The organism is Acinetobacter sp. YH12227 (genome assembly GCF_013417785.1).
In the GTDB taxonomy this organism is placed as follows: domain Bacteria; phylum Pseudomonadota; class Gammaproteobacteria; order Pseudomonadales; family Moraxellaceae; genus Acinetobacter; species Acinetobacter gandensis.
Window position 1 is genome coordinate 10,617 of the sequence record NZ_VPDH01000014.1, and the last position, 14,597, is coordinate 25,213.

Here is a 14,597-nt window from a genome sequence, read left to right on the forward strand (position 1 = left end):
TAAGTTAACCAATGTAATACTTGATCAAATAAATATGTGCTCAAGATAGGCACCCAGCGAAACTTTTTTATAAATGGTTTGTAAACTTTCTTCCGTCCTAATGACGTAAGTTATTGTTTTATAGTGGTGCCAAGATACGAGCGAAACTTTTTTATAAATGGGTTGTAAACTTTCTTCCGTCCTAATGATGTAAGTTGTTGATTTATAGTGCTGGCAAATTTCGAGCGAAACTTTTTTATAAATGGGTTGTAAACTTTCTTCCGTCCTAATGATGTAAGTTGTTGATTTATAGTGCTGGCAAATTTCGAGCGAAAGTTTTTTATAAATGGGTTGTAAACTTTCTTCCGTCCTAATGATGTAAGTTGTTGATTTATATTGCTGGCAAATTTCGAGCGAAAGTTTTTTATAAGTGGGTGTAAACTTTCTTCCGTCCTAATGATGTAAGTTGTTGATTTATAGTGGTGCCAAAATACGAGCGAAAGTTTTTTATAAATGGGTTGTAAACTTTCTTCCGTCCTAATAGCGTAAGTTATTGATTTTACTTTTTTGTCCAGATCCAATAGCTCAACTATCATAGATAGTATGTTTAGTATGTTTTAAGGTTAGGTTATAACTTTTTGGCTGTACCTAACTTCCAGCGAAAGTTTTTTATAAATGGGTTGTAAACTTTCTTCCGTCCTAATGACGTAAGTTATTGATTTATAGTTGTGTCAAAATACGAGCGAAAGTTTTTTATAAGTGGATGTAAACTTTCTTCCGTCCTAATGGCGTAACTCATTGATTTTCTGTTATAGTCTGAACTCAGCGAAAGTTTTTTATAAATGGGTTGTAAACTTTCTTCCGTCCTAATGGCGTAAGTTATTGATTTGTCGTAAAACAAGCTAAATAGCGATCGTTGGGTCATATATAAGGGCTATTCCTCATAAAATCTGAAAGTCTTTATTATCAAGGCTCTCAGGAAATTGGAGAAGTTATCCGCAACGTTTTGAATTTAATTTGCGCTCAAATGAATTTAATTTGCGCTGGAAGTATTTTTTATTCTATTTAATTTTATTATAAACAGCGACTTACAACACTTGCTAGTTTGCAAATTTCCAATATTGCAAAAAGCTAAAAAATGAACAATATTTTACTCATATTTTTAAATTCATTCTAATATACAAGAACTTAATTTGTGGATAGAATTTAATAGGAAAGTGGATAAAAACATCAAAAACCAGCTAAAAACGCCTTATTTTCTAAAAATTCAAATTCAATTTGCGCTCAAATGAATTTGATTTTCGCTCGTACCATTTGTGTTTTTCCGTACTAATCCTGTAATATCATGAAAAATAAGCATAAAAAATGTCCCTAATTAACTTCCCTTAATTAGAAAGATAATAAACAAAAAATTTCTTTTTAAAAATTTACTCTTAAACTTTTTAATATATTTTTTAATTTTTTATTTGCCTCCTTAGTATATACCAATGAGGTTTTGTAGTATTTTATAAATAGCTTGAGTCAATGACCAGCAATCAAAAATATAAAGCGTGGAATTTAAGAAATGAGTAAAAGTGATAATACGATTAAACGTATCGTCATGACTGTAGATCAATTTTACAAACATGATGAACAAGACGAGCTGTATGCATACGGCTTTGATATGTCTACCAATGAACCAGTTCGCATACGAATGAGTTCATCTGAAGAATTCACGAAGATCATTAATAAACTCAACAAGCATCATACTAAGAATGTTTCAGTAGATGAAGTCCACGCAAAATTTGATTCTGGACGTAACCAACGTACTTCATTAGACACACATAATCGCGGTGCTAACCGTGGTCGAATTATCTGTTTTGACAAATGTGTTGACTCACCCTACGAATCTCTTGACGGTTATAAAACTTATGTTGCTCAGTGGTGCAACGTAATGAGTAACAACCCGAATTCACAATTAATCAAAGCAGTCACTTCTATCAATGTGCATCAACAAAAAAACGGCGATTTCTTTGTTAAAGCTCAAATCATTGAAGATGCAGCACATATGCAAGTGCCCAATGTAAAAATTAATTCTCCAGCACTTCATAACGCTATTATTAAAAATAATTTACAGCTTCTTGTTAAATCTTTATCGAATAGTACTGACAACCAACCTGAGCGCATTCCATTTTCAAAAATTGTTGTGCGCTATGAGTCTGGTTCTGTATTAACTACAATCCCATTGATTCCAACCTATGACAGTGCTGATCGTGAAAGTGTTAAGCAATTCGCTAAGCCAGATCCGTTGATGCAACGTGGCGGTATTGATAAAACTAAAAAGTCTTATCGGGTTGCTAAAGATCCGATTGAAAGTATCAAAGATATTTTGAACGGCAATGACTTTCACACCGCAACTTTTGATCCAAATTTTGTACCATCCAACCAGCATGAAAAAGACCAGTTCGATAAACAGGCTCAGAACGTTTATGTTATGGACCAGGCCCGTATTGCCCTGTTTGCATTACTTGGCGATCGACAAATTAAAGTGTTCTACAATGAAGATGTAGACAAAGAAAAAAATCAAAATTTAAAACGTCTTTACGCTGGCTTGGTGAGTCAAAAATTACTGCCTGAGGTTTATCATGGCCAACAACTACAACTAGGTGCGCTTTACAAAGACACGTTCTTAAAGAAATTTTTCAACAATAAAACGCCTCACGCTGGTTTTCGCAAGGTAGATCCAGAAATAGATTTACGTACTGGTGAGGGTGTTCGTGGTGTTGGTGCACCTCCCCTAGTGAATCAATTTACCGATGACTACGGCAATCCAAAACCGCACGACTTAAATCCTCAATTTTTAAGTCAAGTTGATCGTCAGACCATGAATAAATTGACGCATGCAAAACAGCAATTTGCTGAAGCGTTTATTGTTATTCAACCACACCAACGGAACTCGAATAATTGTTTTGTCTCGTTTATCGAGCCTGTTGAACTTACTCAAACCCGTATGAATGCGTTGAACTTTTCAGAAATTACGGTAGAGCATGTACAGCAACATAAAGCTTCAATCGATAGTCCGTTATCTAAGAACTTCAACCACGATCTTTTACCTGATCCACAAGAGTTAATGATGAAAGTCAGACAGCCAGAAATGGATGTTAAGAAAAGCCAAGAAAAGGCTGCGACTTCTGATGTCTATAACGACATGACTTTTTAATCAAATTTAATAATTCTTCTTCAGGTTCGCTATGACTACTCATGATTTAAACGAAAAAATTAAATGGATCGACTTATCACAAGCTGGTGTATATCTCGATGTACGGCGTGTTGGCCAGACGGATAGCCAATTACTCTTATTGGACGTTCAAAAAAAACTATCTAAAGAAAATTTGAATAACATTGGTTTTACACCGATGAAGTTTGAGGCTTATCCTCACTTTGACGGTCACTTGTATCAATACAATTTGAATGAAACGATCAAACCAAGACTGTTTCATGAAGTTTTGGGTATTCCAAAAGAATTTATCCGTAGTGTGCTTGCGACTCGCCAAGAATTGCATGATTTGTTCAATGCCCAAGCAAAAACATTGGTGCCACAACGATTGAACGTTGCGTTGAATAGTGCAACTCCACTCGGTTATAACTCTGATGGCAACAAAATCTATGCTTCAGCTCATAACCGTTTTTACGTGAATGCCCAAGGTACGCAAATACCTGAAGGTCCTAATGATCAGCCGTCTAGTCTGTACTTACGTGCGACCAAGCAAAAAGATTTAAAAGAATGCTTAAGAGGCTATATCTATCAATTAGAACATGAAACAAAGAGCCATAATCACCAGGACTTTTTAAAGTTTTTAGCTCTAATCACGCAAGCCAAAAATGCTGACGTTGATGTATCCAAGGTAACAGATAAACAGATCCATACTGCAGAAGAAGCGCTTGAAACAGTGATGGTCGAAAAGTTAGGTGAGCTTGATTTTACTGAGAGCTCATTTAAAACGAGTTTAGCGTTATACAATCGCATGCCGACTAAGACCATGCGAAACAATACGATTCGTATGTTACAGCAATATTCGACTCCAATCCCGATGTCACTTGTGGCTCAGCGCTTATTGATTGAGGGTGATAACCGAACAAAACAAAACTTTTCCGTGCTCGAGCCAACTGTGGGTAATGGATCTTTAATCGGTTTATTAACCCAAGAGCGTAATGCTTCTGTCTATGCGGTTGAGTTAGATCCCAAACGTGCTGAACGTACAAAAGCACTGACTCAAAATTATGAATGCACGGTTGTTACTGCAGATGCTACACAAATTGATTTTGAGCAAACGTTTAAGCAAAAAGTTGACTATGTGATTGCCAACCCTCCTTTTGGTGCTATGGATAAACTAGAACGTGTTGCACCAATTTTGGTTCAACAGCGTAACGGCGTAGATCCAAACCCATTATTGGTAGATCCATCAGAAAACGTCTGGTTCAGTACGGATAAATTGGACCATGCCATTCTGGTTAAATCACTAAACGCACGAAACGATCAAGGGCGTTCAGTTTTCATTATTGGCTCAGATAAACAGATTTCAGATGGTACGGTTGAGCGTAAATCAAAGAATTTACTTAATTATCTCTATAAGCATTATGAAGTTGAGGCGGTTGTAGAAATCCACGGCAATGCATATGCACGAAACGGCGCTAATCAAAATGTTCGTATGTTAGTGGTAGGCAATCGTAAAAACGAACAAGCGTTACTACAAACTTACCAATCTTCTGTGGTACCAGATAAGTTGAAAGTCATTACGGACTATGACGAACTTTGGGGATGGGCTAATAACGTAATCTATAATCGTTTGAATCCGAATAAGGATCTATACTTCAAGCCAACTACTCCGACTCCAGTTGAGCAACAAGCACAACAAGCACCAGTGGTTGAACCTGTTGTTGAGGTTAAGCCTGTTGAAAAAGAAAATGACGATTTGTTTGCCAGTCTAGGTGATGAACAGCCTGTTTCGCCACTTGAAGATATTGCATCAAGTGTAACGCCTACGTCTGCAGTCACTATGTTTGATGAAGTCGTGGTCGCTAAAGAAGAAGAGATTAAGCAAGAGGAAGCTGTCAAACCAAAACCGATGTTTGGTCGTAAACCTAAATCAAAACCGAATAAAGTTTCTTTTGACTTCGGAACCGTTGAAGTTAGTACGCAAACAACCAGTTCAGATGATGATGTACCTACACCAACTGAAGCTACACCAACGTTTGAAAATGAAAATGACAATGATTTCGTGCCTGAGGTAAAGAATCCGCACGAGAACCAAAATCTGGATGAAGACCTTGACGATGACGTTAATCTTCAAGTAGGTGATACCACGGCGACCAATGAGGGTGAAACACCTGAACAAACACCAGCTGAAGAACCAGCGGTAGAGCAAGTAAAACAGGAACCGGGTTTAACTGCTGAAGAGATTGCTAAGTTAAATTCTGAATTAGCGATCGGTACTGAGCAAAAAGAAGAACCGACTGTTGAATCTGACCAATCAAATTTACAGCCGATTGTTCCTGTTCCTAATGCTGAAAACACAACAGAACCAACTCCGGAAAATATATACCAAGTTAAGTATATACCGATGTCTATGGCATCTGAGCCAATTGCTTTAGTGGCTAAAAACCAGATTAAAGCGATTAATCAGGCAAATGCTCAATTGACTACACACATCCAAAATGTATTAGGTTTTGGGGGTATCAATTTCCAAGCTGAAGTCGATAATGGTAACTACCCTACTCTTGTTGATGCCTATGTCGCTAAGAAATTGCAATATGACAATTTTGATGCACTAAAGTCCGCTTTTGCATGTGAACAGGTCGATGCGGTTGCCCATATCATTTTACGTTTTGACCAAAACTTACCTGTGCTTATTGGCGACCAGACGGGTTTAGGTAAAGGTCGTATTGCAGCTGCGTGTTTACGATATAGTGCGTTAAGAGGAAAGCCCCCTGTTTTCCTTACAGATACAACGCAACTCTTGAACGACATTTGGCGTGATATTGTTGCTACAGACAGTGACAAGTTCTTTAAAGATCCGTTTATCTTTAACTCGGATGCTGTGATTAACCGCTTTGGTACTGAAGAGGTTTTATTCACTGGCCAAGATCTACCTAAGGAAATTGAAGATATTCCAGCGCAACATGACTTGGTATTGGCAACGTATAGCCAATTTAACCGACCAAACCGGAAACGTGCGTTATTGACTCGTTTTATTAATCAAGACACTGTTTTGGTGATGGATGAAACGCACCGTGCAGCATCCTTGAAATCAGCTACAAGTCAATTTTTCTTAGATGTTATTGATCAGACCAATCTAATTAATTTCCAGTCTGCATCGGCAATTAAGAAACCTGAAAATCTTGAATTCTTCCATAAATTGTTCCCTCGATCCGTATCTCGTAATGACTTACAAAAGGTTATCGATAATGCAGATGGTCCAATTTTGGAGTTTATTTCTGAAGGTTTGGTAGACAGCTCTGCCATGATTCGTAGAGAGCAAGATCTCTCGCACATTACCATTCAAACCTTTGTGCCAACTGAAGAGGAAATTAAGAAATTTCACAATTACTCAGATGTTCTTTCTGACATCTTGACGGACATGGTGAAATTTTCTAAAGATATTCGCCTCGATGCGCTAGAAAACATTGCCAATGATGATGATGCTGTTGCCAATTTAGACTTTCATCAGGATTCAGACGATCCGAAAAACCGTTTAAGTTTGAGTGTGATGAACTTTGGATCTCGAATGTACCAGATCCAAAAGCAATTCCTATTGGCATTGAAAACTGACTCTACAAGTGATGCTGTGATTCAGGCATTACATGAGGGTAGAAAGCCCGTGATTGGTTTGGAAAATACGGGTGAGAGTCTATTCAACATTTTGATGCAAAGTCGCATGGAAGCGATTTTAAAAGCAGATACGGCGCAAGACGTTACCGCTGATTCGCCTGAAAAAGAAAAAGCGTTTAATAACTTCAAGTCGGTATCGTCAGAAATTGAATTTCTTGAAAATGAGCTTCAAAAACTCATGATCAAAGAAAACCGTGACGCTGGCGATGAAAAAGCAGCGAAAAATATTCAAAAGGAATTGACTAAGCTTGAATATAAGCGCGGTAGCTATCTGCAAAGTCAAATTTCTGTTTTAGATGAACTCCCACAATTCCGTGACTTGCTTGAAGTGATGTTAGATCGCATCGATGTGGTGAAAGCTGAAGATAACTACGGTAACTCGTTCGTTAAGAAGCTCAGTACGGAAGTGACATTTAATGAAAACGGCGATCCAGTGGTAAGTCCGTATAAAATCATTTTGGATCGTATCAAAGAAAAGATTCAAAAGTTCCCTGACCTACCTTTGATGCCTTTGGACGTACTACGTAACAAGGTGACAAAAGCTGGCTTCAAGATTGATGAAATCTCTGGCCGTCAGATCCACTTAACGGAAACAAGAGACGGCAAATGGAAGGTTAATAAACAAGAGAACAATACGACACAAGGTAAGATTTTGGTTCAATCAAAATTCCAATCTGGTGAAATCGATGTTGTTATTGTGACTCGCTCTGGTTGTACGGGTATTTCTCTACATGCAGCCAAAAACCCTGATCCTACAATTCCATCGGATCACTTGCGCCAACGTGAGTTGTTTTTCTTGCAAAAACCTGAGAACTCTACCGATACGATTCAGATGATCGGTCGTGTGGGTCGCCGTGGTGAAGAATCACATCCGATTATGACGACAGTAGATTCGGGTATTCCAGCAGAAACACGTATGCACTTAATGATGATGCGTAAACTGTCTACCCTATCAGCGAACGTCTCTGCCAACTCAGAAACCAAGTTTAACGAAAACGATTATCCTGACATGCTCAACTACATTGGCAACCGGGTAGCGTTGGACTATTTAAAAAATAACGTAAACTTGGCGAACACACTTGATATTGATATTTCGGATGATGAAAAAGGACCATCATATCGCACGGCGCAAAACTATCATGTGAACCAGTTGCTATCTAAACTGATTTTGATGCCGATTAGTCAGCAAGAACAGGTTTATCAAGACTTGGTTGTTGACTATAACGATAAGATCCGTGAATTAGACTTGTTGGGTCGTAACCCTCTCAAGACCAACTTTTTAGACTGGAAAGCTAAAAAAGTCCGTGAGTTTGAAGTGAAGGACAACTTCTTTACCGTGACTTCAGAAACAGAAGCAGCCAAGATCAATACCTTTGATCTACCTGTGCGTTTTGAAGGTCTGCAATACATTGAACATGTTGAGCCATTACGTGCTGACAATCTAAAACTCATGTTCAAAGAAAGTGATGATTATCTGGTGCGTCAATTTAAACGTATCAATGAAAACATCAATGAAACGGTACACGGACTACTACACTATGCCTATAACTTTGAGGCATTGATGTACCAAAAATATGAAGGCTTTGCTAAGCAAAAGTTATTTTTCAAAAATGGGCAAATGCGTGGTGAAGTGATTCGTGATTATCGACACGAAGTATTTGATCATTTCGGTGTTGTTGAAGCCAATGTAAAACACATTGATGATATTCAATTTCGTAAACCTGATGATCACTCTGCAGATGCTTTTGAAAAAGTAGCTGAAGCGGTTTATCTTGCCAATGATCCTATTTTGACCTCTAACTTTGATCGCATGTATCGAATTGTTCAGGATCTAAAATTCTTGGCTCGTTCTATGGAAAGGAACGAAAAAGAAGGTCATTCAGCGCATGGGTTATTGTTCCTTATCTCAAAACCTAGTCTTTTTGATGATGAAGTGACGCCAGATCACAAAACAGGTGCTTTGCTACGTCTAGACCTACCGCCGTTACGTGTAGGTGCAATCACACCGAATGCGGTTAAGCTTGATTTGGTTTACCCTGGTGATAAGAAGTCGTTTAAAGTTCCACTGATCAATTACACCATGCAAAATGCCAAGCAAGACTTGGATTGGGTAGCTCCAGTGAGTGAAAAAGGACGTATTATCCTAAAACGCTTCAATCCTGAATTTTATTCTTATGCTGATGTGAATAGACGTCATGTTGAGGATCGTCAACCCTTGGTGAACTTATTTACTGAACAAAACAATTATTCCCGTTATACGCGTACCTATTTTGAGAAAGCGCCGTCTGGTGATGTCACACGACAAGCGATTACCTTAACGGGCAATATGTTCAAGGCACATAAGATTGTCAGCTCACTAGATCTACGACATTCAACCGTTATATTTACCGATGCTGATGGTATGCGTAACCGTGCGTTATTATTGCCATCAAATACACCAACTGACTTGTTTGAAAGCTCTCTTGAAAACCAAGTGACGTTTAAGCAAGTTAAAGAGATTGCGAACTTCTTTAATCAATTGCCTGTAAACATTGATTTCAACCGCAATAACTATGTGGGTACTAAGGTTAATTTCCCGTACAAGAAAGCAAGTATTGAGTTCTACTACAACGGGTCAGACTGCTTTAATGTGACGGTGAAATCTGTTGCAAAACAGTTCAATCGCTTTATGTCGAATACCAACGTATTCCATGATCCTAAAGGCGGTAAAACAGATGAATCGTTGAACATCCACTTTACTGAGCCAGGCCGTAATGAGTTTAGATTTGCGCTTGATCTCAAGGATGTTGAACGCTTTGTTGACGAGCTGGACAGTACAACCAAAATTGAAGCTGCCTTTTTGGATTTAAAATCTAAGCTTCCTGATGGTAATGATTACTTTTTAAATGAAATTAACCGTATGCTTAATCCTCCAGAAGAGCCAGCTTATAAGGCTGAGTTACCTAAGGGTAAAACCTTAGATAACGATCAAGAAATCCAGCAATTATCTTTCTAAAACCCTCCCTTAAAAGGTATATACCAGACCATACGTGAATAACAATTACGTGTGGTCTAGTTCGTATATACCATGTATCATATCCGTGACGATCACATTGACGTTTTAAAAAACAAATACAGGTATTTTATGTGCAACTCTAATCCCTTAGAGGAATCTTCTAATAACTCAGATTTAGTGGATTTTGACAGTGAATTAGACATCACAACTGGTTTTAATTCTGACTTTAAAGAAGACTTTATTTGGAATGTTGATACAGATTCTAAAAAGGACTCTTAAAACCAGGAAGGCCACCTGTCATAAGGATCAAATATGGACCAAAGCCCTAAACAAGATAATTTTGACGAGCAAACACTTGATCAACTGCAAGACGGCCAATCATTAACTTTCAATGAGGGCCTGGAACAGTGGGATGATTTAAGTTTGGACGGCGTGGAATTTCAATCCATCCAGCCTACGCCACAACAAAACAATGTTGCACAAGATCAATCGCAACAATACCAGTCTGAACCATATCCCAATGATCCCCTATCTGAACCTCCATTAATGGAAGAACCGCCAGTCATGCAAGATGATGGGTATCAAAATAATCAGTATGATCAGTATGATCAGTATGAACAATATGATCAGCCTATGGGCGGTAACTCTGTACCTCCTGGGCACCCAGATTATGATTACGCTCCCCCTCTTGAAGATACTCGGTTGAACGATGATGAACCGATGTTTTTTGACGAAGGTGATTATGAGCGTAGTAGTTACCCGAATTACGAGAATGAACGGTCCATCATTCCTGAAAACACGTTTGATCTTTCCGCTGTCACTGTCAATGATTTAGCTGAACTTGATCCTGTTCTGATTGGTAAAGTATTTGATGCACTTGAGCAAAGAGAGCCAGCCAGTCAATTAGAATTCTTTGCAGACATCGGGCTTGATCTGCAGAATGATGATGATCTTAAGTTTATTGCGGCTCTGAATAAAATCCAGACTAAAAACGCACTGGACCAAGGATTAGGCAATATTGCTGAAAATAACAGTTCATTGCCAGTTGAAGACCGTGTTTATACAACTGCAGACTCTAAATTATACCTATCAGACAATGATCCTGATTTCCTCCTTTCCAAAGAAGAGAATCCATTTGAAGCCGTTCAAGTGGCTGAAAAAACCCTCTTTAACTTTGAGACAAAATCTTTTATCACTCAGCCCTACTATGGTTTAAGCCTGAAGGGTGCAACTAAAGAAAATGCCCTCAACTTCCTGAGTAATCGTCAATTCGCGATTGAAGGCCTGATTAACCAAAACCAAGTCGTGCGTGAAGCAAAACAGCAGATCTACAACGAAGTTACGGGTGCACCGAATACCTATTTTTCAGGTGAATTAACCGATAAAAACCAAATTAACGCATTGATGCGCCAAGTGCGTGACTTTTGCTTAATTCGTGGGATTGAAGCTGAAGAACTTGGCTTAGTGCCAAAATCTATCGTCATGGATCAATGGCGTGTGAATAGCGACCATACAGCTGCTCGACTTGAACAACTTGAGATTCACTATCTTGAATTCAATACGGACACGTTAACCAAGGAAGTAATTCAGTTATTAGAAACCCGTGAACATAGCGACCAGTTACAAGCTGCTCTACTTTTGAAAGAACATAAAGAAAATCAGAAGACTAAAGAGACAGTAAAGGAAGATGTTGAATCAGCTGATCCGAATGCACCAAAAGGTACACCAAAGAGCACATTAAACATTGCTGGTGGTCCACAAGACAAAGCAAGTTTGGCTGCAAGTAGCGTTGCCTCTAAAAGCTTTAAGGATATGCGAAATGAGGAAGGTAACGAACGTCCTCCTTTAGCGCGTGAAAATAGCCACGGCCATCCACGAACGGTCGCTGATGAACTCGCTGCGCTCAGTGCAAAAATGATTGCAGTCATGATTGAACTGGTTAAGAAAACAATCAAGTTGATCATTGCAGCGATTATGGCCATGTTCAACAAGAACAAAAGCCTTGATAACCTGAAAAACATTTGGGATAAACCAATCAATCCTGATGTTACCGTTAAAAGTAACCATCCAGACGCACAACAACCCGAACAGCTTGCCAATACAGCCGATAAATCAAAATTGACTGAACTTGGTAAGAATGCCGATATTTTAAAACCGATCTCTAAAGAGCAAATGTTGCCTCTTTTAAACGATCCATATACCACTCAACTGAATAAAGACCGTGACGGCGTTACCTTAGAAGAATTCGATCTAAATGTCGGTAAAGTCTATGCCATTGACGGTGAACAATACATCGTGATTGATGTAGTCGGTAAGGATTCTGTCGAAGGTGTTGAATCCTCTACCCCATTTATCAAACTAGTTAAAGAAGCAGATTTACCGCCTCAAGTGGAAGGTAGCGATGCACCTACCCCGATTACGCCGTTCTATTTAGAAGCGATTGAAGACAAAGTAACGTTTCTCTCAATTGAAGAACTGCATGAAGGCATTAAGTCTGAAAAGATCCATGAGTTTGAAGGTCGCTTTTTTGAACCCATTTGTTCTCAGTACTTAGAACAAGCACGTATGTTCCTTGGTGCCGAATATCCATTAGGGCAAGATCCAGAACAAATGACTGAAGAAGCCAAAGCTTCATACAAAGATCAGTTTATTCAACGTGCCTATCAATCAGGTCAAATAATTTCGGATCAAGTAAAGAAAGTCAAATCTAAACTTTCAAACCTTTTGGGTAAGTTTAAAGGCAATACTGCAGAACAGTCGGCAACTCAATCAGCACCGCAAAGCCAAGACCAAAACAATGACGGTAAACCAATGAACCCTTATGACAGTATTTATGTTGATCATGATTCTGACTTAGAAGCATTCTTTAAAGACCGTCACAACAATGTTTCTTATGCTGAAATTGAACAGTTTGTCGGTATGGTTTATGAAGATGAAACAACCCAAACCAATATGGTTGTTTTGGATATAGCTTCCGATAATCTGGATAAACGTGCGATCGTTGTGCCTCTTTCGGTGATTGAAGATCTCGAAAATATCACTGAACAAGATGTGCTTTATCTTAAAGACATCGTGAATGAATCCTCTACCGTTCCACTGTATGAGCTGGAGTCTGTCGAGCCGATAGACGAGTTAAATGCGCTTGGTAAATTTTCAAGTGAATATTTAGACAAGCTCAAAGCCGATACCATCAACAATACTGCAGAACAGACTAATACTTATGCCAGATCTGCCGAACGTGAACTTGAACTTTCAAAAATGATTTTGGAAGGCAAGCTCAGTGTTGTAGGTGCCATGGTGAAAACGGATTACGGTCAATTCGTGGTACTGACTTCAGATTCGGAAGGTCATAAATCAATTGCACCCGAATACAACGCCGTGGCCATTACTAACCTTGATCGTCAAATTACCACGGAAGATATTATTAATGCCGGTATTACAACGATACCGCGTAAAGATATTTTAGAGTGGAATACTGTCACGGCGCTCAATGAAGAATCTGCCAATCAGGTGACTTATTTAGATCCTGAAGTTTACCAGGCAGTAAGTAATGCAATTCATCAAAATCGCGAAAAAGAATTGATTCAAACTTTGAGTACGTTACAACCCTCTGCAGCACTCAATAGCATCGGTTCAAAAATCATTACGCAAGATGGCAATACATATATTGGTCTATGCGCCAAAGATGATGGCAAATCAGGCGAGTACTACGCCGTAAAAGCTCCAGATAATCAACTCTCCCCGATTGGCGCAAGCTATATCAATGATGTTGGTGTTGAAGTCATTAGCCGTAGTCAAATTGCTGAATTTCAGAATGCGGAAAATAATCAGCAACAACTAATCAGCCATGATGTGTTTGTTACATTGCTAAATGCAGTCAATAACAGCAATGAACAAGAAGTACTTCACCTCTTCTCTAACTTGGACCAGGTGAAACAACAAATTAAAGATTCGTTATTCAGCGAAAAGGAAAGTGAAAAAGTGATTGAACAAAATCAATTTATTGAACAACTGAAAAACAATAACCTTGTGAAAGCCGATCACATTAACGCGCTTAATCAAATTGCTGATCAGATTCAAAATACGCAACTGAAAAATGTTGTTAAAGGTATGGCCTCAACCGTTGTTGCGCCTGAAAACTCTCAAAACGAGATGTATGTTCAAAGCTTTCTACATCTCAACCAACGCCTAGACACGTTACAACAAGATTTAAAGCTTCAAGCAGCATCAAATCTTATGAATGCTGAATATAAGCAACTTTTTGAATGTATGGATGATCATCTAGTACTACCTACTGCGTATGGTGATGCCAAGTTTGTAAACCTTAATAGTGTTGAGCCTCGTATTGTTGAATTTAGAAACTCGGCTGAAACAGGTCAAATCTTTGACAGCTTCAACGCCGTGATTGCCGAAACAGGAAACGTGGAAATTGCGCTTCAGCACTTAAAGCAAGAGATCTTAACCGATCACTATATCGCTGCGATTCATGAGGATGTGAAGTTACACCGTCTAGAACAGCAAGACATGGAAAAAATCAAAGAAGTGAATCAGATCCTTGAAGCTGATTTTGATAAAACTGGCCTACGCTTAGAAGCGCTCCAAGATGGTTTGAATCTCAATACTAAAAACTACTTAGACCAAGTAAAGCTTGAGAAAAATACGACATCTCAATTTTTGAGTGACCTTGATAAGCATATAGATTTAGAAGTCGCACGTAGAAACGATCATGACAATGATCAAACATTGGGGCGTTAA

Annotated in this window: 3 protein-coding genes; all 3 read left to right on the top strand. The window is 38.6% G+C overall.

The features are described 5' to 3' along the window. Positions 1 to 1,543: 1,543 nt before the first annotated feature. The 3 genes from FTV09_RS04775 to FTV09_RS04785 all read left to right on the top strand — a co-directional run bounded on the left by FTV09_RS04775 (position 1,544) and on the right by FTV09_RS04785 (position 14,597). Positions 1,544 to 3,178: a hypothetical protein gene (locus FTV09_RS04775; RefSeq protein ID WP_180057017.1), complete on the top strand. Its 1,635-nt coding sequence runs from the start codon at positions 1,544 to 1,546 to the stop codon at positions 3,176 to 3,178. 31 nt (positions 3,179 to 3,209) lie between these two features. Continuing rightward, the gene (locus FTV09_RS04780) at positions 3,210 to 9,842 is read left to right on the top strand and encodes a strawberry notch C-terminal domain-containing protein (protein ID WP_005028698.1); all 6,633 of its coding nucleotides are present in this window, start codon (positions 3,210 to 3,212) and stop codon (positions 9,840 to 9,842) included. A 312-nt stretch (positions 9,843 to 10,154) separates the two neighbouring features. Further along, the gene (locus FTV09_RS04785; RefSeq protein WP_005028696.1) at positions 10,155 to 14,597 is read left to right on the top strand and encodes a hypothetical protein; all 4,443 of its coding nucleotides are present in this window, start codon (positions 10,155 to 10,157) and stop codon (positions 14,595 to 14,597) included.

What these genes read in the sequence shown, in the direction of transcription:
- FTV09_RS04775 (WP_180057017.1), top strand. Translation starts at nt 1,544, where the DNA reads ATGAGTAAAAGTGATAATACGATTAAACGTATCGTCATGACTGTAGAT.
- FTV09_RS04780 (WP_005028698.1), top strand. Translation starts at nt 3,210, where the DNA reads ATGACTACTCATGATTTAAACGAAAAAATTAAATGGATCGACTTATCA.
- FTV09_RS04785 (WP_005028696.1), top strand. Translation starts at nt 10,155, where the DNA reads ATGGACCAAAGCCCTAAACAAGATAATTTTGACGAGCAAACACTTGAT.